At 68.3% G+C, this 19,255-nt stretch carries 21 protein-coding genes and 1 tRNA gene; 15 read left to right on the forward strand and 7 right to left on the reverse strand.

The window, feature by feature from the left end; translation table 11 throughout:
* Positions 1-81: 81 nt before the first annotated feature.
* Genes ABNX41_RS12605 through ABNX41_RS12625 form a run of 5 tightly spaced genes read left to right on the forward strand, consistent with a single transcriptional unit; the run spans position 82 to position 4,202 of the window.
* Complete coding sequence (locus tag ABNX41_RS12605; protein WP_438670080.1) at positions 82-543, forward strand: hypothetical protein; 462 nt, start codon at positions 82-84, stop codon at positions 541-543.
* Entirely contained in the window at positions 540-1,862 is a 1,323-nt protein-coding gene (locus ABNX41_RS12610; protein WP_438670081.1) for a phage portal protein, read from the forward strand. The genes ABNX41_RS12605 and ABNX41_RS12610 overlap by 4 nt, the downstream gene beginning before the upstream one ends.
* Positions 1,859-3,646 carry a prohead protease/major capsid protein fusion protein gene (locus ABNX41_RS12615; protein ID WP_438670082.1) on the forward strand — a complete coding sequence of 596 codons (1,788 nt, stop codon included), beginning with the start codon at positions 1,859-1,861 and terminating at the stop codon, positions 3,644-3,646. Before ABNX41_RS12610 ends, ABNX41_RS12615 begins: the two co-directional genes overlap by 4 nt.
* Before the next feature lie 2 nt (positions 3,647-3,648).
* Positions 3,649-3,867, forward strand: a complete 219-nt coding sequence (locus ABNX41_RS12620) for a phage head-tail joining protein (protein ID WP_438670083.1) — start codon at positions 3,649-3,651, stop codon at positions 3,865-3,867.
* Complete coding sequence (locus ABNX41_RS12625) at positions 3,867-4,202, forward strand: DUF2190 family protein (protein WP_438670084.1); 336 nt, start codon at positions 3,867-3,869, stop codon at positions 4,200-4,202. Before ABNX41_RS12620 ends, ABNX41_RS12625 begins: the two co-directional genes overlap by 1 nt.
* 186 nt (positions 4,203-4,388) lie before the next feature.
* Here ABNX41_RS12625 and ABNX41_RS12630 read toward each other — a convergent pair.
* A tRNA-Asn gene (locus ABNX41_RS12630) sits at positions 4,389-4,463 on the reverse strand.
* A 653-nt stretch (positions 4,464-5,116) separates the two neighbouring features.
* Positions 5,117-6,001 (reverse strand): MBL fold metallo-hydrolase, encoded by an 885-nt coding sequence (locus ABNX41_RS12635; RefSeq protein WP_438670085.1) that lies wholly within the window; start codon positions 5,999-6,001, stop codon positions 5,117-5,119.
* Positions 6,002-6,018: 17 nt separating this feature from the next.
* Between ABNX41_RS12635 and ABNX41_RS12640 the strand changes: the two genes are divergently transcribed.
* The 7 genes from ABNX41_RS12640 (at position 6,019) to ABNX41_RS12670 (ending at position 12,322) form a co-directional block, all read left to right on the forward strand.
* Positions 6,019-7,380: an ATP-binding protein gene (locus ABNX41_RS12640; RefSeq protein ID WP_438670086.1), complete on the forward strand. Its 1,362-nt coding sequence runs from the start codon at positions 6,019-6,021 to the stop codon at positions 7,378-7,380.
* Between the two features lie 715 nt (positions 7,381-8,095).
* Positions 8,096-8,728 (forward strand): ATP-dependent Clp protease proteolytic subunit, encoded by a 633-nt coding sequence (locus tag ABNX41_RS12645; protein WP_438670087.1) that lies wholly within the window; start codon positions 8,096-8,098, stop codon positions 8,726-8,728.
* A 135-nt stretch (positions 8,729-8,863) separates the two neighbouring features.
* Positions 8,864-10,126, forward strand: a complete 1,263-nt coding sequence (gene clpX / locus ABNX41_RS12650; protein WP_438670088.1) for an ATP-dependent Clp protease ATP-binding subunit ClpX — start codon at positions 8,864-8,866, stop codon at positions 10,124-10,126.
* A gap of 267 nt (positions 10,127-10,393) precedes the next feature.
* On the forward strand, positions 10,394-10,810 hold the full coding sequence (locus tag ABNX41_RS12655; RefSeq protein WP_438670089.1) for a RidA family protein: 417 nt from the start codon (positions 10,394-10,396) through the stop codon (positions 10,808-10,810).
* Positions 10,811-10,977: 167 nt separating this feature from the next.
* On the forward strand, positions 10,978-11,352 hold the full coding sequence (locus ABNX41_RS12660) for an NADH:ubiquinone oxidoreductase subunit NDUFA12 (RefSeq protein ID WP_438670090.1): 375 nt from the start codon (positions 10,978-10,980) through the stop codon (positions 11,350-11,352).
* A gap of 65 nt (positions 11,353-11,417) precedes the next feature.
* Positions 11,418-11,897, forward strand: a complete 480-nt coding sequence (mlaD, locus tag ABNX41_RS12665) for an outer membrane lipid asymmetry maintenance protein MlaD (RefSeq protein ID WP_438670091.1) — start codon at positions 11,418-11,420, stop codon at positions 11,895-11,897.
* Positions 11,894-12,322: a DUF2155 domain-containing protein gene (locus tag ABNX41_RS12670; RefSeq protein ID WP_438670092.1), complete on the forward strand. Its 429-nt coding sequence runs from the start codon at positions 11,894-11,896 to the stop codon at positions 12,320-12,322. The genes mlaD and ABNX41_RS12670 overlap by 4 nt, the downstream gene beginning before the upstream one ends.
* Here the strand turns inward: ABNX41_RS12670 and aat are convergent.
* Genes aat through accB form a run of 3 tightly spaced genes read right to left on the reverse strand, consistent with a single transcriptional unit; the run spans position 12,256 to position 14,837 of the window.
* Positions 12,256-12,930: a leucyl/phenylalanyl-tRNA--protein transferase gene (gene aat / locus ABNX41_RS12675; protein ID WP_438670093.1), complete on the reverse strand. Its 675-nt coding sequence runs from the start codon at positions 12,928-12,930 to the stop codon at positions 12,256-12,258. The two genes, ABNX41_RS12670 and aat, sit on opposite strands and share 67 nt — an antisense overlap.
* Before the next feature lie 58 nt (positions 12,931-12,988).
* Complete coding sequence (gene accC, locus ABNX41_RS12680) at positions 12,989-14,335, reverse strand: acetyl-CoA carboxylase biotin carboxylase subunit (protein WP_438670094.1); 1,347 nt, start codon at positions 14,333-14,335, stop codon at positions 12,989-12,991.
* Positions 14,336-14,342: 7 nt separating this feature from the next.
* Positions 14,343-14,837: an acetyl-CoA carboxylase biotin carboxyl carrier protein gene (accB, locus tag ABNX41_RS12685; protein WP_438670095.1), complete on the reverse strand. Its 495-nt coding sequence runs from the start codon at positions 14,835-14,837 to the stop codon at positions 14,343-14,345.
* A gap of 599 nt (positions 14,838-15,436) precedes the next feature.
* Between accB and ABNX41_RS12690 the strand changes: the two genes are divergently transcribed.
* On the forward strand, positions 15,437-15,988 hold the full coding sequence (locus ABNX41_RS12690) for a DedA family protein (RefSeq protein ID WP_438670096.1): 552 nt from the start codon (positions 15,437-15,439) through the stop codon (positions 15,986-15,988).
* A gap of 176 nt (positions 15,989-16,164) precedes the next feature.
* Here ABNX41_RS12690 and ABNX41_RS12695 read toward each other — a convergent pair whose 3' ends face one another.
* Positions 16,165-16,470, reverse strand: a complete 306-nt coding sequence (locus ABNX41_RS12695) for a hypothetical protein (RefSeq protein ID WP_438670097.1) — start codon at positions 16,468-16,470, stop codon at positions 16,165-16,167.
* Between the two features lie 150 nt (positions 16,471-16,620).
* Positions 16,621-17,328 (reverse strand): TetR family transcriptional regulator C-terminal domain-containing protein, encoded by a 708-nt coding sequence (locus ABNX41_RS12700; RefSeq protein ID WP_438670098.1) that lies wholly within the window; start codon positions 17,326-17,328, stop codon positions 16,621-16,623.
* 401 nt (positions 17,329-17,729) lie between these two features.
* Between ABNX41_RS12700 and ABNX41_RS12705 the strand changes: the two genes are divergently transcribed.
* Both ABNX41_RS12705 and ABNX41_RS12710 read left to right on the forward strand, forming a co-directional pair.
* Positions 17,730-18,980: a Zn-dependent hydrolase gene (locus ABNX41_RS12705; protein ID WP_438670132.1), complete on the forward strand. Its 1,251-nt coding sequence runs from the start codon at positions 17,730-17,732 to the stop codon at positions 18,978-18,980.
* Complete coding sequence (locus ABNX41_RS12710) at positions 18,977-19,252, forward strand: hypothetical protein (protein ID WP_438670099.1); 276 nt, start codon at positions 18,977-18,979, stop codon at positions 19,250-19,252. Before ABNX41_RS12705 ends, ABNX41_RS12710 begins: the two co-directional genes overlap by 4 nt.
* Positions 19,253-19,255: the final 3 nt, after the last annotated feature.

Below are 19,255 nucleotides of genomic sequence, written 5' to 3' on the forward strand. Positions count from 1 at the left end.
ACATGGCGCGGACTGCGCCCGTTGACAGAGAGCGAAATATGAGACGTAATTAAGTCTCATTTCGCTTGACCGGGGCGACTCATGGCGCGGACCATCGACCAGCAGACGATTTCAACCAAGGCGCTATGCGCCTTCCTGGGGGTGAAGGTCGAAGCCTTCAAGAACTGGCGCGAGCGCGAAGGGTTGTTGCCTGATCGTGCGCCCGGCACGGGCCGTTCGGCCGAGTGGCGCTTCGGCGACTGCCTGACCGCCCATGTCGCTGTCGCGGCCATGCAGCGCGGGCACAGTGTCCGGGCGGCGGTGCAGGTCGCGCACGAGGCCGACGCCCTTTCCGCCTTCATGGCTGGCCGTCCGGTGAACCTGAATCCCGAGGGCACGCCCGAGTCGCTTTCGATGGAAGACTTCGGCCGCGAACTGGCGGACTGGTTCTGTCACCATGTTGCCGCCACGCTCGACCCCGCAACAGGTCACTATGCCGGGCCGCGGGCCTATGCCGAGGCGAAGGCGCATTTCGAGGCGCAGCTTGCGCGGTGCCGGAAATGAAACTGCCCGCTGCCCTCGGGAAGCTGTTCCGCCGATCTGCCGGCATCGAAGCCGGCGGTTCCGGCTGGCGCTGGCAGGGGCACCCATCTGTCTGGGCGCCTCAGGAAGCCGCCCGTGCGGCCCGTGGCCCGGCGAAGGCCCGTGCGACCGCGGCCGCACTGAATTCGGCGATCGGCGCAAGGGCGGTGGAAGCGTGGACGGCAAGCCTTGTCGGGCGCGCCTGGCAGACGCAGGCGCAACACCCCGACCGCGATACGGCGCGGCGGCTCGCCGAGGAATTCGAGGCACTGATCGGCTGCCTGCTGCCGGTGCTGGTGCGCGCAATCGTGCGGGATGGAGAGTGCTTCGCCCGGATCGTGACCGGGCCGGAAGATTTCCGCATTCTGCCGTTGCCATGCGATCAGGTGGACCCGCAGAAGACCGAAGACCTAGGAAACGGCGCAAAGATCGTCAGCGGCATCGAGTATGATGCGCAAGAGCATGTGGTTGCTTTCCACATCTTGCCGCAGCCGCCCGGTGATCCCTTCGCCGCATATTCGAACCCGATCCGGGTGCCGGCCGAGGAAGTCGTTCATGCCTTCGACAGGCAATTTCCGGGGCAGGTTCGGGGCCTTTCGTTCTTCACGCCGGTTCTCTTGCGCATGGCCGACTATGACGCGGCCAGCGATGCTATGCTCAAGGCATTGCAAACACAAGCTCTTTTCGCTGGATTCGTCAGCGACGTGAGCGGAGGTGCCGCCGGATTCGAGGGGCAGGTAGAGGCCGGTGCGCTCAATCTGGCTCTGGAGCCCGGAACCGTCAGATTGCTACCGCCAGGCAGCGACATCAAGTTTTCGCAGCCCGGTTCCGGTCTTTCGGATCAGGTGAGCTTCTGCAAGCTGCAATTGCACGAGATCGCGGCCGGCCTCGGGCTGGAATATGCCCGCCTCTCGGGCGATCTGTCGGAAGCCTCCTACAGCTCGACCCGCTTCGGGCATCTGGATCACCAGCGCCGCGCGGAAATGCTACAGCGAACCATCGTCGAAGGGCAGATTTTGCGCCCGATCTGGCGGCGCTGGATCGCATGGAAAGCCCTGACAGGCGAAATCCCCGCCAGCGATGCAACCGGCCCGGACTGGCAGCGGGTGCGATTCATCGCGCCGGCGCAGGAAGCGATTGATCCGCTGAAAGAAATCAATGCGGACGTGCGGGCGCTGGAAGCCGGCCTGACCAGTCGCGCCGCACTGGCGGCCAAGGCTGGCCGCGACCTGGCGGAACTGGATGAAGAAATCGAGGCCGACCGCCAGAGACAGGCCGGGCAGAAGGATGCCGCAGCATGACATTCCAGTTTCGTGCCTTCGACCCGCGCCCCGCCACGCTCGACCCCGCCGCCCGCACGGTCGAGGCGATCGCAAGCACCTTCGCAGACGTGCAGCGCCCCGGCTTTGTCGAGCGGCTGGCCCCGAAGGGCTGCGACTTGTCGCGGCTGATCGGGGGGCCGGTTCTGGATGGACACAAGGCCGGTTCGACCCGCGACCAACTCGGAATCATCGAAGCTGCCGAAATCCGTCCCGAAGGACTGTGGGTCCGCCTCAAATTCCGCGCCAACGATTCCGCGCTGGCCGTGTTGCGCGATATTGCCGAAGGCACCCTGCGCGGCATCAGCGTCGGCTACAGCGTCCGGCAATGGCGGCCCGGCCGCGAGAACGGGGCGCAGGTTCGCACAGCGACTGCATGGCAACCCATTGAAATCTCAATTGTTCCGATTGCAGCCGATCCGGCTGCCCATTTTCGAGGAGTCGAAACCATGCCGGATGGCAACATCACCACCGAAACGACCGAGGCCGCCGAAGTCATCCTGACCCGGGCGGAAATGAACCGCGAGATTCGCAGCATTGGCCAGCTTGCCGGGCTTCCCCCCGACTCGATCAACGGGCAGATCGACGCCGAGGCGACCCCGGAGGAAGCCCGCACCGCCGCCTTCGAGGCGATGGCATCCCGGCAGGCCGAAACGCGCACCACCACCACGCGCGCGAATGTGGGCTTTTCGCATGACGCGCCCGAGGTGATCGCGACCCGGGCTGGCGAAGCCCTGTTCGCACGCAACAATCCCGGGCACGAGCTTTCGGCACCCGCGCGGCAATATGCCGGCTTCGGCCTGGCCGATCTGGCGCGGGACTGCTGCCGCCGTTCCGGCATCGCGATCACCGGCATGACGGGTGAAAGCGTCATCACGCGGGCGATGCACTCGAGCGCCGACTTCGGTTTGATCCTTGCCGACACGACCGGGCGCGAGCTTCGGCAGGCGTATTCCAACGCCCCGAGCGGCATCCGCCCGGCCGCGCGTCAGGTTTCCGCGAAGGACTTCCGCGCCCGCCGAGTGCTGGGCCTTGGCAACGCGCCGGCGCTGGACCCGATCAACGAGGGCGGCGAATTCACCCGCGGCACGATCGAGGAAACCGGCGAAAGCTACAAAATCGGCACTTTCGGCAAGATGTTCGCCCTGTCGCGGCAGGCGATCGTCAACGACGACCTCGGCGCCTTCGCGGACATCCCCCGCAGCATGGGGCAGGCCGCGCGCGAGGCCGAGAACCGGATTCTTGCCGATCTACTGACCGCCAGCCCGGCCATGAGCGACGGCAAGGCCGTGTTCCATGACGACCACGACAACCTGAAATCCGGCCTGTCGCTGACGACCGCCTTCAACACGCTGATCGACCACGCCCGCATCGGAATGCGCCGGCAGACCAGCCCGGGCGGCGACTATATCAACGCGGTGCCGCGGTTCATCATCGTCGCGCCCGAGGATGAAAGCCTTGTCGAGGCCGGCCTTGCCGAAATCTACCCCGCGACGGCCGAGGACGTGAACCTTTTCCACGGCAGGTTGTCGCCTCTGGCGGACCCGCGCCTTGAGCAGGGCCACTGGTACGTGGTGGCGGACCCGGCTGCCTGCCCGGGGCTTGAAATCGCCTTCCTTGCCGGTGCCGAGGGACCGCAGGTCGAAAGCCGACCCGGCTGGAACACCGACGCCATGGAATTCCGGGTGCGCCATGACGTGGGCGCCGGTTTCGTGGACTGGCGCGGCTGGTATCGGCTGACCTTCACCCTTGGCGGCGGCGGCTGACCATGATCGACGCCGCAGAACTCGAGGCCATGCGGGATAAGCTTCTACGCGCCCGCGCGGCCGGCAGCCGGGCCGTGACCTTCTCGGACGGCCGCAAGGTCGAATATGCCACGGGCGCGGAAATGGCCGCGGCCCTGGCCGATCTGGAACGCCGGATCGCCGATGCGCGGCGCCCGCGCCTTGGCGCGATCCGGCCCATGAGCTCGAAAGGGGCACTCTGATGAAGAACTACGTCCAGCCCGGCAATACCGTCACCTTCACCGCCTCGGGCACCGTCACCAGCGGCCAGCCCGTGACCATGGGCAGCCTGTTCGGCGTTGCAGTGACCGATGCCACCAACGGCCAGAGCTTCGAGGCGACTCTTGCGGGCGTCTTCGATCTGCCGAAGGCAACGGGTGCGGTGACGGCCGGCGCGAAAGTCTACTTCGACGCCAGCGAAGGAAAGGTGACGACCGACGACGACGAGGGGGCCAACGCCTTGATCGGCGCCGCGATCGAGGGAGCCGCCTCTGATGCCATCACCGCCCGCGTGAGGCTCAACGGCGTGGCGGTCTGAACCGGCACCCTGCCGTGCCATCCAGCGCCCCGACCGAAAGGCCGGGGCGCTTTCGTTTGCGCTGAATCGTGGCGGGCGAGCCGGACGTGGGAAGCAATCCGTTACCCCAGATATTACCCCCGCCCGTAAACGACGAAAGTCCCCGAAGGGGCTTTGCTCGTAAATCTCTGTATTTTCAGGGATTTTTGGCTCCGGCGGTAGGGATCGAACCTACGACCAATTGATTAACAGTCAACTGCTCTACCGCTGAGCTACGCCGGAACACTTGGCGGCGTATAGCAAGCTGCCTTGGGGGCTACAAGGGCTGTTGTGACGAAAAATTCCAGTGCCTGATACCTGTCGGTTTGAGGGCGCAAGGGCGCGGCGGCGGGGGAGGGCGAGGGGGTGGTTGCGGCGGGGCCTGTGTATGAGATTGCGGCGCCATATCATCTCGGTATCGGTCGGCCTGGGCCACTGATTTGTGGGCGGTGCCGGGTGGAAAGCACGGGGCTGGCAGTCGCGCCGCGAGGGGGCGATTGGCCGGGGCTGTGTGAGAATTCGACCGAAGGACAGAATGCCCGGAGCGGGTTTTTTCGATGTGCGGAGCATTACAACAGCTTCCTTCCGGGGGTCATCATCCCCGTTTTTCTCATTCGAATCTTCTCAGTTCACGCTGTGAGAAACTTTACCTGTCCATCGGCTCCGACCATGGGGAGGATTGCCGGGGTGCCGATCGGGCGGGGCGGGGGGAAGATGCTCTCGGGCTGATCTCCCGGCCGGGTCTTCACGCGGCCTCAGCCTGCCGCAGCGCCGGGCGTTCGGGATGCGCAGGGGGGGAGGTCGGCGGGGGATCATGGAGCGGGCGCGGCCGCTCGGCTGCCACCCCGGACCGGCCGGGGCAGGGCCGATCTGCCCTCGGGCGGGGCGCCGCGGGGTCAGGCCAGGCGGAACACCGCCTCGGTCGCGGGCCAGGGGCTGGCGCGGACCTCGCCCTCTTCGATCAGCTCGATCAGATGGGCCAGCGCATTGCGCGCGGCGGCGGGCAGCAGCGCGGGGGCGAGCCCGGCATAGACCCGCGCCGTCACCTCGCCAAGCGGCGCCGGGCCCGCGCGCAGGGCGGCAAGGACCTGCGCGCGTCGCGCCCGCCGATGCGCCAGCAGTTCCGCGATCCGCGCGGCGGGGTCGTCGATCCCCGCGCCATGGCAGGGCAAGAGCCGCCGCCAGGGCCGTCGCATCAGCCGTGCCAGCGAGGCCATATAGGCCGCCATGTCGCCATCGGGGGGCGAGACCAGGCTGGGCGCCCAGGCCATGACGTGATCGCCCGCGAACAGATCGTCCCCGAGGGCGAAGGCGAGATGCTCGCCCATATGGCCGGGGGTGTGCAGCACGTCGAGCGTCAGGTCGCCGAAGCGCAGCCGCTCGCCGTCCCTCAGCCGCCGGTCGGGGACGAAGTCCAGGTCCAGCCCCTCGGCCCCGCCGGACAGCCCGGCCTCGGCCAGCGCCGCCATCTGCGGGCTTCGCCCCGATTCGGCGGGGCCGAAGCCCATGACCTCGGCCCCGGTGGCGCGGGCAAGCGCAGGCGTCAGCGCGGAATGGTCCAGATGCGGATGGGTCACCAGAATCGCGCCGATCCGACCGCCCCTTGGCACGGCGGCCAGGATCGCGGCCAGATGGCCCTCATCCGCCGGGCCGGGGTCGATCACCACGACCTCCTCGCGGCCCAGAAGGAAGGTCGTGGTGCCGGGCCCGGTCATGGCCGAGGCATTGGGGGCAAGCACCCGCCTAATCTCGCCTGCGGCCTTTCCTTCGCCTTCGGCCATGGCTAGCCTCCGTTCCCATGTTCAGCGTCAAGCGCATCCTGCCGCGCAGCCTTTTCGGGCGCGCCGCCCTCATCCTGATCGTGCCCATCGTCACGATCCAGCTCGTCGTGTCCACCGCCTTCATCCAGCGCCATTTCGAAGGGGTGACGCGGCAGATGACGCGGGGGGTCTCGCTCGACCTCGCTTTCGTGCTGGCGGAATTCGCGGCCGGGGCGGGGGCGGGGGCGGAGGGGGAGGCGGCGATGGCGCGCGCGGCCCGGGTGGCCGCGCCGCTGGAGATCGTCCTGCGCCAACCGCCCGGGCCCGATGCGCCGGAGGGCGACCTTCGCGCCTTCTACGACCTGTCGGGCCGCGCCATCATCGAGACGCTGCACGCCGAGATCCCCGAGGTCCTGGCGGTGGATGTGACGGGCGAGGACCGCATCGTCCATATCCGCCTCGCCACCCCCCATGGCGAGATCGAGGCCGAAGTGTCCCGCCGCCGCATGTCGGCGACCAATCCGCACCAGCTTCTGGTGCTGATGATCTTCACCTCGATCCTGATGACGCTGATCGCCTATCTGTTCCTGCGCAACCAGTTGCGCCCGATCACCCGGCTGGCCAGCGCCGCCGAGGCCTTCGGGCGGGGCGAGCGGCTGCCCTTCCGCCCGCGCGGCGCGCTGGAGGTGCGGGCGGCGGGGCGGGCCTTCCTTGAGATGCGCGCCCGGATCGAGCGGCAGATCGAGCAGCGCACGCTGATGCTGTCCGGGGTCAGCCACGACCTGCGCACGCCGCTGACGCGGATGCGGCTGGGGCTGGCATTCCTGCCCGAGGACGAGGAGACCCGCGCGCTTGCCGCCGATGTGGCGCAGATGGAGCGGCTGGTCGACGAATTCCTGGCCTTCGTGCGCGGCGATGCCACCGAAAGCGACGAGAAGACCGATCTGGTGGCGCTGGTGGCCGAGGCGGTGGCGGATGCCTGCCGGGGCAGGGCGGGCACGGCGGCGGCGGGCGGGCCCGATCCCGTCGTCCTGCGCGGGGGCGAGGGCCGGGCCCGCCCGGTCGGGCTGCGGCCCCAGGCGGTGCGGCGGGCGATCGACAATCTGGTCGGCAACGGGCTGCGCCATGGTCGGCGGGTGGAGCTTGCCTTGCGATACGAGGCCGACCGGGTCACGATCTCGGTCGAGGACGACGGGCCCGGCATCCCCCCCGGTCGGCGCGACGAGGCGGTGCAGCCCTTCATCCGCCTTGGCGCCGAGCGCGACCCGAACCGGGGCGGCGGGGTCGGGCTGGGCCTTGCCATCGCCGCCGATATCGCGCTGTCGCATGGCGGCGCGCTGCGGCTGGGGGAAAGCGCCGCGCTTGGCGGGCTGAAGGCCGAGATCGTGCTGGCCCGTTGAGCCGCGCCCGCTGAGCCTCTCTATACTGGGCCTTGCCCACGAGGACTCGCCCACTGGGCCGCGCACTGGCGGCGATCCCGCGCGGGCGGTCGGCCGAGGGCGGTCACGCGCGGGGGGGCTTCGCAGGGGGCTTCCATCAGCGATCAACCACGGGTGAGCATCCAGGCGTGGCCATCCTCCTACCGTCATCCTCCTGCCGTCATCCAAGGGCCCTCACTCACCGGCGACCATCCGCAGCCATCATCCCGTAACGGAATGCCTGGCGGCCCGCCGGGCGGCGCGAGCGGCCCATGCAACGCCATCGCCCTTCGGTCGAAGACGAGACCCGGCCGGAGCGAAGCGCGCGCCTCACCCCGTGCCGAGCGGCCCGGCCGCGAACGGGCCCGGCTGATGCACCGAGGCAGGAGTGGCCGAACCTAGGAAGGAGGGCAGAGCCGGGCCGCTCGGCGCGTGGTCGGGGGGCTGCCGCGACGCGGAGAAGCCTTCCGGCCCGGCGGGGCAGGACGGTGCGCGCACTCGTCTGCGGCGCGCCGCCGCCGTGTCGCCGCCGCGCCGTTGGCCCTTGCGCCCGTTCTGCGGGCGGCGCGGGCCTTGGCCGTTCCTTCCCCGCGCCCTCGCGGTCCGCCCGCCCTTGCGGCCCCCGATCCGCACCACTAAGACTCCTGAAACCTTCCGGCGATAGTGCTTTCAGAAGATCCGACAGAGGCAGACCAAGATGCGAGATCCGATTGACACCTACATGAACACGCTGGTCCCGATGGTGGTCGAACAGACCAGCCGGGGCGAACGGGCCTATGACATCTTCTCGCGCCTCTTGAAGGAGCGGATCATCTTCCTGTCCGGCCCGGTGCATGACGGCATGTCCAGCCTGATCTGCGCCCAGCTTCTGTTCCTTGAGGCCGAGAACCCCTCGAAGGAGATCTCGATGTATATCAACTCGCCCGGGGGGGTGGTCACCTCGGGCCTGTCGATCTACGACACGATGCAATATATCAAGCCCAAGGTCTCGACCCTGGTGATCGGCCAGGCGGCCTCGATGGGCTCGCTTCTGCTGACGGCGGGCGAAAAGGGCATGCGCTTCTCGCTGCCCAACAGCCGGGTGATGGTCCACCAGCCCTCGGGCGGCTACCAGGGCCAGGCCACCGACATCATGATCCACGCGCGCGAGACCGAAAAGCTCAAGCGTCGCCTGAACGAGATCTATGTCCACCACACCGGCAACAGCTATGAAACCGTCGAGGCCGCGCTGGAGCGCGACAATTTCATGTCCGCCGACGAGGCCAAGGCCTGGGGCCTGATCGACGACGTGCTTGCGCCGCGCGGTAAATCCGAAGACACGGCAAAGTGAGGGCGATGCCCCTGCGGCCCGGGCCCGGCGCCCGGACCGCGGGGGCGATTTGGCGTTGTGGAGGGCGGGGGCTTGGCCTAGACTTTCCACCAAGCAAACGCATCCCCGGATGCGGCGGACGGCGAAGGGAAACGGATGGCTACGAATTCGGGCGACAGCAAGAATACCCTCTATTGCTCGTTCTGCGGCAAGAGCCAGCATGAGGTCAGGAAGCTGATCGCGGGGCCGACGGTCTTCATCTGCGATGAATGCGTCGAGCTGTGCATGGATATCATCCGTGAGGAGACCAAGACCTCGGGTCTGAAATCGGGCGAAGGCGTGCCGACCCCGAAAGAGATCTGCAAGGTGCTGGATGATTACGTCATCGGCCAGGACCATGCCAAAAGGGTCCTGTCGGTCGCGGTCCACAACCATTACAAGCGGCTCAACCATTCCTCGAAACAGGATGTCGAGCTGGCGAAGTCGAACATCCTGCTGATCGGCCCCACCGGCACCGGCAAGACGCTGCTGGCGCAGACGCTGGCGCGGATTCTGGATGTGCCCTTCACCATGGCCGATGCGACGACCCTGACCGAGGCGGGCTATGTCGGCGAGGATGTCGAGAACATCATCCTCAAGCTGCTGCAGGCCTCGGAATACAACGTGGAGCGGGCGCAGCGCGGCATCGTCTACATCGACGAGGTCGACAAGATCACCCGCAAGTCCGACAATCCCTCGATCACCCGCGACGTTTCGGGCGAGGGGGTGCAGCAGGCGCTTTTGAAGATCATGGAGGGCACGGTCGCCTCGGTGCCGCCGCAGGGCGGGCGCAAGCATCCGCAGCAGGAATTCCTGCAGGTGGACACCACGAACATCCTCTTCATCTGCGGCGGCGCCTTCGCCGGGCTGGAGAAGATCATCGCGCAGCGCGGCAAGGGCTCGGGCATCGGCTTCAAGGCCGAGGTCAAGGACCCCGATGCGCGCGGCGTGGGGGAACTCTTCCGCGAGCTGGAGCCCGAGGATCTGCTGAAATTCGGCCTGATCCCGGAATTCGTCGGCCGTCTGCCTGTGATCGCCACGCTGGCCGATCTGGACGAGGCCGCGCTGGTCACAATCCTGACCGAGCCGAAGAACGCGCTGGTCAAGCAATACCAGCGCCTCTTCGAGATCGAGGGCGTGAAGCTGACCTTCACCCCCGATGCCCTGACCGCCATCGCGCGTCGCGCGATCAAGCGCAAGACCGGCGCGCGCGGGTTGCGCTCGATCATGGAAGACATCCTGCTGGAGACCATGTTCGAACTGCCCGGCACCTTGGGCATCTCGGAAGTCGTCGTCAATGACGAGGCGGTGAACAACGGCGCCAAGCCCCTGGTCGTCCATACCGAGGGCAAGAAGAAAGAGCCCGCCGCCGCCGGTTGATCCGGCGGCGGCGGGCGCTTGGCCCCGGGCGGGTCGGCTTGCCTCAGCGCGTGCGGGCCGGGCGCCGGGTTCGTATGGATGCGCGCGCTGCCGGGCGCCGGGGCGTCCTGACCGGCCACGGGCCCGCGCCGAAAGGTGGGCGCTGCCGGAAAGGGGCCTGGGACCCCGTGCGAACCCCGAGACCCTGCGTGAAGCCGGGGACCCCGGATGAGACGGTTCTCGGCGAAGATGACCGCGGAAAGTGACCCCGAATGAAAGGACCCGCCGATGATCCGCCGCATCGCGGCAGGTTCGACCTGGGAGGACCGCATCGGCTATGCCCGCGCCGTCGTGGCCAATGGCATGGTCTTCGTCTCGGGCACCACCGGAACCGATCATGCCACGGGTGAGATCCCCGAAAGCGTGACCGCGCAATGCGAACTGGCGCTGGACATCATCGGCGCGGCGCTTGCCCGGGCGGGGGTGGGCTTTGCCGATGTGGTGCGGGTGACCTATGTGCTGCCCGACCGCCGCGATTTCGAACCCTGCTGGCCGGTGCTGCGCGAAAGGTTCGGCGGTGCTCCTCCCGCCGCGATGATGATCGAGGCCGGTCTGATCGACCCGCGCCACCGGATCGAGATCGAGGTGACCGCGGTCCTGCCCCCTGGCGCCGCTTCCCCCGACGTCGCTTTCCCGAACGGCTGAGCCCCCGCTTCCCGGGTCTCCCCGATCCCGCTGATCGTCCGGCATGCCCTGCTGCCGTCCGCATATGGCGGGCGCGGATCGGCGCAAGCCGCGGTTCGGCCCGCGCTTGGCACTGGACCTTGGCGCGGCGATGGGCCATAGAAATGACAGCGATACGGAGGCCCGCGATGAAGTTCCTGCTCAGCTTTCTGACCTGGTGGAACAGCCAGACGCTGAACACCCGTTTCTTCACCTGGAGGAACGGCGTGAAGGTGGGCGAGGATGCCGAGGGCAACGTCTATTACCAGTCGCGCGACGGCAAGCGCCGCTGGGTGATCTACAACGGCGAGATGGAGGCCAGCCGCGTGCCGCCCGACTGGCACGGCTGGCTGCACCACACTTTCGAACAGCCCCCGACCGAGGCGCCCCTGGCCCACAAGCCCTGGGAAAAGCCGCATCATGAAAACCTGTCCGGCACCGCGCTGGCCTATGCGCCCCCGGGCTCGATCCGGAGCGGCGTCCCGGTCGAGCGCCGCGATTACGAGGCCTGGCAGCCGGAATAGGCCGCAGGGCCCAGGGTCCGGGCGGGCGCCCCCCGGGCCGGGTCACGTCTGAAAGAGGCATCAGCATGAGTTACTCCGCCGCCGAAGTCCTGACCGGGGCTGCCGTTCTGGCCGTGGCCGCAGGATTCGCGCTTTACGCGGCGCAGGGCGCGGGCCTTGGGCGCGGGGGCGACAGCTATCCGCTTACCGCCTCGTTCCGCTCGGTCCAGGGCATCACCACCGGCTCGGACGTGCGGCTGGCGGGGGTCAAGGTCGGCACCATCACCCGGCTGGAGCTGAACCCCCAGACCTTCTTCGCCGATGCGACGATCTCGATGGCGCGGGGGGTCGAACTGCCCTCGGACAGCGCGATCCTGATCTCGCAGGACGGGCTTCTGGGCGGCGCCTATGTCGAGATCCTGCCCGGGGGCATGCCCGACAACCTTGGCCCCGGCGACGAGATCGAGGATACTCAGGGCGCGGTCAGCCTGATTTCGCTGCTGATGAAATTCGTCGGCGGAGATTCGGGCGGCGATTCGGGCGGCAGCGCGGGCGGGGCGGAATGATCCGGGCCGCCGTCCTCTCGCTCGGCCTTGCCGGGTTTGCCGGCCCGCTGATGGCGCAGGGCTATGCCGATGCGCAGGGCGGCGTTATCCGCTGGCTGGACACCCTGACCGGCGAGACCGGCGATGTCGAACTGGCGCGCGGCCAGTCGGCCACCAACGGGCGGCTGACGATCCTGCTCAACGCCTGCCGCTACCCCTCCGAGAACCCGGCCTCCGGCGCCGAGGCCCATCTGACCATCCTCGATTCCAGCCGCGATGCGCCGGTCTTCGCGGGCTGGATGCTGGCGGATTCGCCCGCGCTTTCGGCGATGGAACATCCGCGCTACGACGTCTGGGTGCTGCGCTGCGTGGTGCCGGGCTATGCGCCGCCGGTGACCGAGGAAGCGCCCGCCGAGGAGGCGACCGAAGAGGATTGGGGCGAATAGCCCGGCGGATCGAAGCGGGCGTCTTGCCGCAGTCCCGCCGCCAGGGCGGCGCGGTATCGGGCCCGGGGCATCTCGAAGGCGCCCAGGCTGGCCAGATGCGGGGTCAGGAATTGCGTGTCGAACAGCACGAACCCCCCGGCCCGCAGCCGGTGCATCAGGAAGGCCAGCGCCAGCTTCGACGCATCCGTCCGGCGCGAGAACATCGATTCCCCGAAAAACACCGCGCCGAGCGCCACGCCATAGACGCCGCCGACCAGCTCCTCACCCTCCCAGACCTCAAGGCTGTGGCCATGGCCCAGGTGGAAAAGCGCCTCGTATAGCGCAAGGATGCGGGCGTTGATCCAGGTCTCGGGCCGGTCGGCGCAGGCCTCGACCACCTGGCGAAAGGCCTGGTCGGTGGTCACGCGCCAGGGGTTGCGCCGGATGCGGCGGGCCAGGCTGCGCGAGATGTGGAAGCGGTCCGGTAGAAAGACCCCCCTTTGTCGCGGATCGACCCAGTGGATTTCGGGATCGTCGCGGCTTTCGGCCATCGGGAACAGGCCCGAGGCATAGGCCGAGAGCAGGATTTCCGGGGTGATTTCCGTCATCTGGAGGACGGGTGGCTGCAAGACGGCGGCGGCAGGCAGCCGGGGGAGGCAAGCGCCGCCCCCCGGTCCGGGCACAAGATCAGGAAAACTGGCGCGCCAGCCATTTTTCCAGCCAGTGGATGTTGTATTCGCCGTGCTGGATGTCGGGCTCGTTCAGCAGCGCGTCGAACAGGGGCGCCGTGGTCTCGATCCCGTCCACCACCAGTTCCGACAGCGCCCGGTTCAGGCGCGCCAGCGCCTCGGGCCGGTCGCGGCCATAGACCACCAGCTTGCCGATCAGGCTGTCGTAATAGGGCGGGATCGAATAGCCGCCGTAAAGCGCCGAATCCATCCGCACCCCCAGCCCGCCGGGGGCGTGGAAGGTCTTCACCCGGCCGGGGCAGGGGGTGAAGTTCGGCAGTTTCTCGGCGTTGATCCGCACCTCGATCGCATGGCCGTTCAGCTCCAGCTCTTCCTGCCGGAAGCTCATCGGCAGGCCCGAGGCCACGCGGATCTGTTCGCGCACCAGGTCGATCCCGTAGACGAATTCCGTCACCGGATGCTCGACCTGAAGGCGGGTGTTCATCTCGATGAAATAGAACTGGCCGTCCTCATAAAGGAATTCGACCGTGCCCGCGCCGATATAGTTGATCTTGGCCACCGCATCGGCGCAGGTCTTGCCGATTTCGGCGCGCATCTTGGGGGTGATCACCGGGCCGGGGGCCTCTTCGAACACCTTCTGGTGGCGGCGCTGCAACGAGCAGTCGCGCTCGCCCAGATGGACCGCGCGGCCCTTGCCGTCGCCGAAGACCTGGATCTCGATATGGCGCGGCTTTTGCAGGTATTTCTCGATATAGACCTCGTCATTGCCGAAGGCGGCCTTGGCTTCGGCGCGGGCGGTGCGGAAGGCGATTTCCATCGCATCGGCATCGACCGCCACCTTCATGCCGCGCCCGCCGCCGCCGGCGGTGGCCTTGATGATGACCGGATAGCCGATCTCGGCCCCGACCTCCAGCGCGGTCTCAAGATCCGGCACGCCGCCGTCCGAGCCCGGGACGCAGGGGATCCCGAGCGCGCGCGCGGTCTCCTTGGCGGTGATCTTGTCGCCCATCAGCCGGATATGCTCGGCCGAGGGGCCGATGAAGGTGATGCCGTGGTCTTCCAGCGCCTGGACGAAGCCCGCATTCTCCGACAGGAAGCCATAGCCCGGATGCACCGCCTGCGCGCCCGAGATCTCGCAGGCGGAAATAACCGCCGAGATCTTGAGATAGCTTTCCGACGAGGGCGCGGGCCCGATGCAGACGGATTCGTCGGCCAGCCGGACATGCATCGCATCGGCGTCGGCGGTGGAATGGACCGCGACCGATTTGATGCCCATCTCGCGGCAGGCCCGTATCACCCGCAGCGCGATCTCGCCCCGGTTGGCGATCAGGATTTTCTCGAACATTGCGGCCTCACTCGATGATCAGCAGCGGCGCGCCATATTCGACCGGCGTTCCATCCTCGACCAGGATGCGCTTGACCTTGCCCGCCTTGGGGGCCGGGATGTGGTTCATGGTCTTCATCGCCTCGATGATCAGGACGGTCTGGCCCTCGGCGACCTGGGCGCCGACCGAGATGAAGGGCGCGGCACCCGGCTCGGGGGCCAGATAGGCGGTGCCGACCATGGGCGAGGTGACGGCGCCCGGATGCTGGCTGGGATCCTCGGGCGCGGCGGCGGGGGCGGCGGCCGCAGGGGCCGCGGCGGGCGCCTGCGCGGCGGGGGCGGCGGCGACATAGGCCGGTGCGGCGCTGGTCACGATATTGGCCTGTTTGACCACGCGCACCTCAAGGCTGTCGTCCTCGCCATATTCGCGCTTCACCGCGATTTCGGTCAGTTCGTTCTTGTTCAGAAGCTCTGCCAGGGCCGAGATGAAGGTGACGTCCGCGTCGGGGGAGTGTTTGCTCATGCCGTCCTCGTGATGGCTTGGTGCCAATTTCTGTTGATGTCCCGTCCTGCGCGGGACCAGGCTGATGGACCTGCGGCCCGGGTGGCGGCGCGCTCAGCGAAGAGCATGCGCGCGCGCCCCCGGACGCGGCTGACTGCTTATAGGACAGAGGAAAGGGCGAGGAAAGCGCCCTTTCTGGCGCTTTCGAGCGGGCGGATGCCGGGGACGGGACTGGGGGGGCGGGACCGGAGGGGGGCGCCAGGAAGATGAGGACGTGCCGAGGCCGTGGCGGTCATGGCCATGGGGTTGCGGCGCCTTCGACACGGCCGGGCTTTCGGGGCGGCGGGGGCTTCTGGCCGGACGAGCCGGCGACAGAGACGGTCAAGGCCGTTCCTTTCCGCCGGGCGGGGGGCATGCGGATGGAGGCGCGCAGGCAGCCCCCCATAGCAGGCCCATGGCAGGCCCTGCGCGGGTGCGGCACGGGTGCGGCACGGGCGGGCGCATCGCCCGGTTTCCGCGCTCCGGCGCCCCCGCATTCTCCGCCATTGTCATCGGGATGTTGCTTCGCCCTTGTTCTTTGCTGCGGCCGCATCCTATGGAGGACGAAACGGGAAGGGCGCATGGACAGTTGGATCGATTCAATCTCGGCCTTCGTCGAGGCAAACCAGGCCTGGGGGCCTTGGATCGTCGCGGTGCTGGGGGCGGCGGAAACCACCGCCTTCCTGTCGATCCTGGTGCCTTCCACCGCGATCATGTTCGCGGTGGGGATGGTGGCGGCCTCCAATGCGCTTGGTTTCACCGGGCTGTGGATCGGGGCCTCGCTGGGGGCCATGGCGGGGTCGTTCTTCTCTTTCTGGCTGGGGCGGCGCTACGGCACCGCGATCCTGCGCATGAAACCCCTCAGCGAACATCCCGAATGGGTCGAGAAGGGCAATGCCGCCTTCACCCGCTGGGGCCCGGTGACGATCTTCGGCGGCCATTTCGTGACCGTGCTGCGGCCGGTGGTGTTCCTGATGGCGGGGATGAGCGGGGTGACCCTGTTCCGCTTCGCCTTCTGGAACGTGCTGGGCTGCATGGCCTGGGCCTTCGTCGTGCTGAAGTTCGGCGAGGTCGGTGGCCATGCCGTCGGCTGGCTCTGGTCGCTGGTCGGCGGGGGCGGCGGCGAGGGCTGAGCCGGGGCCGGGGAGGGGCGGCTGGCGCGCCTGCCCGCATGCCGCTTCTGCCCGGGGGTGCCGCCGCCAGGGGCGTCATTCCATGGCCAGTCAGGTCGGGCGCAAGCCGCCGTTCCGTCCCGGCCTGCCGCCCCCGAAGAGGCGCCGCCTCAAGGCGGCCGGGGTGCGTCGCGCGCTCAGGGCACCGGATTGTCCAGCGGGTTCATCCCCGCCGCCCGCACCGCCATCATATAGGCGCGTTTCGCTGCATCGACCCTGTCCTGGGCGCGGTCGGGCGCGGTGTTCTGCCCGGCCAGTTCGGCCGAGAGCCGCTCGGCCCCGCTGGCCTGCGCGACCGGGCGCGGCGTGACCGCGCTGGCGGCGGGCGCATGGCTGGCGCCGTTATGGTCGGCCGAGCCGTTCCTTGCGGAATTGCCCGCGGTCTGCTGTTCGGATGTCGCCACGGCCTGCACCACCGGCCGGACGGCTGAGACATTCGCCATTGCCCTGTCCTTCCCCTAGCGCCCCCACCGAAGCCGATCCTAACCCGGCCCGGGCGGCGCACCCAGCGGAAAATAGCTGGCATTCGAAGGGTTTCCCCGGGCATGCCAGCGCCCCGGAGCACGCGTCTGTCGAGACGGGCCTCGCCCCGGTCAGGATCCGGCGGCGGGCGGGGGGCTGGCCGGGCCGGGCCCCGGATCGGGCACCAGCAGGCGCGAGAACAGGATGTCGAGGAACCGCGCCGCCCCCTCATAGGGGTCCTGCCCGGGGCCCAGGACGGCGCGCACCTGCACCTCGAAATCGGCGTAATGCTGGGTCAGCGCCCAGACCGAGAAGATCAGATGCACCGGATCCAGCCGGTTCAGCCGCCCCTCGTCCATCCAGCGCGTCAGGACGGCGGCCTTGCGCGCCACCAGCGCCTTCAGATCGCCCTCGATCGCCCCGGTCATACGCGGCGCGCCTTGCAGGATCTCATTGGCGAACAGCCTGCTTTCGCGAGGAAAATCGCGCGACATGTCCAGCTTGCGCCGCATGTAGCCTAGGATTTCCGCGACCGGATCGCCCTCGGGGTCGATATGTTCCAGCGGGTCGAGCCAGGTGTCGAGCAGCCGGGTCAGCAGGCTGTGGTGCACCGCCTCTTTCGAGGGGAAATAGTAAAGCAGGTTGGGTTTCGACAGCCCCGCCACCTCGGCGATCTGGTCGAGCGTGGCGCCGCGAAAGCCCTGGGCGGAGAACACCTCCAGCGCGGCCTCCAGGATGGCCTCGCGGTTGCGGGTCTGGATCCGGCTCAGGCGCGGGCGGGCGCCGGTCGCGCTGCCTGTGTCGGGGGCGGTGTCGCTGTCGGGGCGGGGCGGGGTCATGCCATCGTGACTAGCCTGCGGGCGGGGCAGGGGTCAACGCCCGGGGGCCCGGGAGGGGCCAGGGGACGGGTCCGGGGCCGCGCCCCATCGGGCAGGCGCCGAAGGCATCGGCATTGAAGGCGGATTTCCATGCGCGTGGCGGGCGCCTGCGGACCGCCGTCGAGGCGGGACGCGGTGCGGATCTCGCTCGACCGCATGAAATATGTGCTTCATATCCATATTATGCCTTAAATCCGGGCGAACCCCTTGCCGCCCCTTGCCGGGGGAATCCGTTGACCGGCGGGTCCGGTTGTGGTCGCCTCGTCCTTGACCATATGGTCAGGAAAAGAATCGCCGCAAGCAGGTGGAAGGCGCCTCGAAGGCCGCCAGGCCGAATGATCGCCGCGACAGGGAGACGCATGATGCCCGCACCCGGAGAGAACCTCCGCATAGATTCCGCGCGGCTGTGGGACAGCCTGATGGCGATGGCGCAGGTCGGCCCGGGCGTCGCGGGGGGCAACAACCGCCAGACCCTGACCGATGCCGATGCCGAGGGGCGGGCGCTGTTCCAGTCCTGGTGCGAGGCGGCGGGAATGACCATGGGCGTCGATGCCATGGGCACGATGTTCGCCACGCGCGCGGGCGAGGATGCCGATGCGCTGCCGGTCTATATCGGCAGCCATCTCGACACCCAGCCGACGGGCGGCAAATATGACGGGGTTCTGGGCGTTCTGGGCGGGCTGGAAGTGATCCGCAGCATGAACGATCTGGGGATCAGGACGAGGCATCCGATCGTGCTGACCAACTGGGCGAACGAGGAGGGCGCGCGTTTCGCGCCCGCCATGCTCGCCTCCGGGGTCTTTGCCGGGGTGCATTCGCTGGACTACGCCTATGCCCGCAAGGATCTCGATGGCAAGACCTATGGCGAGGAGCTGGCGCGCATCGGCTGGAAAGGCGGCGAAGAGGTCGGCGCGCGCAAGATGCACGCCTATTTCGAATATCACATCGAACAGGGCCCGATCCTCGAGGCGGCGGAGAAGACGATTGGCGTCGTCACCCATTGCCAGGGCCTGTGGTGGCTGGAATTCACCCTGACCGGGCGCGAGGCCCATACCGGATCGACCCCGATGGACATGCGGGTGAATGCGGGCCTTGCCATGGCGCGCATCTTCGAGATGGTGCAGGAGGTGGCGATTAAGGCCCAGCCCGGCGCCGTGGGCGGGGTGGGGCAGGTGACCTTCACGCCGAATTCGCGCAACGTCCTGCCGGGCAAGGTGGTGTTCACCGTGGATATCCGCAGCCCCGATCAGGCCAAGCTCGACGCGATGCGCGCCGAGGTCGAGGCCCGCGCGCCCGAGATCTGCGCCGCGCTCGGCGTCGGCTGCGATATCGAGCCGGTGGGCCATTTCGACCCCGTGACCTTCGCGCCCGAACTGGTGGCGCGGGTGCGCGAGGCGGCGGTCAGGCTGGGCTATGGCCATATGGACATCATCTCGGGCGCCGGCCACGATGCCTGCTGGGCGGCGCGGGTGGCGCCGACCACGATGATCATGTGCCCCTGTGTGGGCGGGCTTTCGCATAACGAGGCCGAGGAGATCAGCCCGGAATGGGCGGCGGCGGGGGCGGATGTGCTTTTGCACGCGGTATTGGAAACGGCGGAGGTGCTGTCATGATCGCTGCGAAGACCGGCATTCCCCGCATCGCGGCGGCGCTGGCGGCGCTTGGCCTTGCGGGCGCCTGCGTCGCGGGCGATGCGGCGCCGAAGGCCGAACGCTTCTACGGCTTCGACGGCAACGAACCCGAGGATGCCGTCCGCCACCTGCCGCCGGGCGTCTCGCCCTGGACGCTGCGCATCGGCAATGACGATTGCTACTACTACGACCACCCCGGCGAGATGCGGCCGGTGCTGGTGACGGGCACCAGCCGTCACTATTGCCGGGGCTGAGGG

The organism is Pseudogemmobacter sonorensis (assembly GCF_042762395.1).
Lineage (GTDB): Bacteria > Pseudomonadota > Alphaproteobacteria > Rhodobacterales > Rhodobacteraceae > Pseudogemmobacter > Pseudogemmobacter sonorensis.

Bases quoted from the DNA above. Each gene is read 5' to 3' on its own strand.
- ABNX41_RS12655 (WP_438670089.1), top strand. From the start codon at position 10,394: ATGATCCGCCGCATCGCGGCAGGTTCGACCTGGGAGGACCGCATCGGC.
- mlaD (WP_438670091.1), top strand. From the start codon at position 11,418: ATGAGTTACTCCGCCGCCGAAGTCCTGACCGGGGCTGCCGTTCTGGCC.
- ABNX41_RS12705 (WP_438670132.1), top strand. From the start codon at position 17,730: ATGCCCGCACCCGGAGAGAACCTCCGCATAGATTCCGCGCGGCTGTGG.
- ABNX41_RS12620 (WP_438670083.1), top strand. From the start codon at position 3,649: ATGATCGACGCCGCAGAACTCGAGGCCATGCGGGATAAGCTTCTACGC.
- ABNX41_RS12695 (WP_438670097.1), bottom strand. From the start codon at position 16,470: ATGGCGAATGTCTCAGCCGTCCGGCCGGTGGTGCAGGCCGTGGCGACA.
- ABNX41_RS12700 (WP_438670098.1), bottom strand. From the start codon at position 17,328: ATGACCCCGCCCCGCCCCGACAGCGACACCGCCCCCGACACAGGCAGC.
- ABNX41_RS12635 (WP_438670085.1), bottom strand. From the start codon at position 6,001: ATGGCCGAAGGCGAAGGAAAGGCCGCAGGCGAGATTAGGCGGGTGCTT.
- accC (WP_438670094.1), bottom strand. From the start codon at position 14,335: ATGTTCGAGAAAATCCTGATCGCCAACCGGGGCGAGATCGCGCTGCGG.
- ABNX41_RS12645 (WP_438670087.1), top strand. From the start codon at position 8,096: ATGCGAGATCCGATTGACACCTACATGAACACGCTGGTCCCGATGGTG.
- ABNX41_RS12610 (WP_438670081.1), top strand. From the start codon at position 540: ATGAAACTGCCCGCTGCCCTCGGGAAGCTGTTCCGCCGATCTGCCGGC.
- ABNX41_RS12710 (WP_438670099.1), top strand. From the start codon at position 18,977: ATGATCGCTGCGAAGACCGGCATTCCCCGCATCGCGGCGGCGCTGGCG.
- accB (WP_438670095.1), bottom strand. From the start codon at position 14,837: ATGAGCAAACACTCCCCCGACGCGGACGTCACCTTCATCTCGGCCCTG.
- ABNX41_RS12625 (WP_438670084.1), top strand. From the start codon at position 3,867: ATGAAGAACTACGTCCAGCCCGGCAATACCGTCACCTTCACCGCCTCG.
- ABNX41_RS12660 (WP_438670090.1), top strand. From the start codon at position 10,978: ATGAAGTTCCTGCTCAGCTTTCTGACCTGGTGGAACAGCCAGACGCTG.
- ABNX41_RS12670 (WP_438670092.1), top strand. From the start codon at position 11,894: ATGATCCGGGCCGCCGTCCTCTCGCTCGGCCTTGCCGGGTTTGCCGGC.
- ABNX41_RS12690 (WP_438670096.1), top strand. From the start codon at position 15,437: ATGGACAGTTGGATCGATTCAATCTCGGCCTTCGTCGAGGCAAACCAG.
- clpX (WP_438670088.1), top strand. From the start codon at position 8,864: ATGGCTACGAATTCGGGCGACAGCAAGAATACCCTCTATTGCTCGTTC.
- ABNX41_RS12615 (WP_438670082.1), top strand. From the start codon at position 1,859: ATGACATTCCAGTTTCGTGCCTTCGACCCGCGCCCCGCCACGCTCGAC.
- ABNX41_RS12640 (WP_438670086.1), top strand. From the start codon at position 6,019: ATGTTCAGCGTCAAGCGCATCCTGCCGCGCAGCCTTTTCGGGCGCGCC.
- ABNX41_RS12605 (WP_438670080.1), top strand. From the start codon at position 82: ATGGCGCGGACCATCGACCAGCAGACGATTTCAACCAAGGCGCTATGC.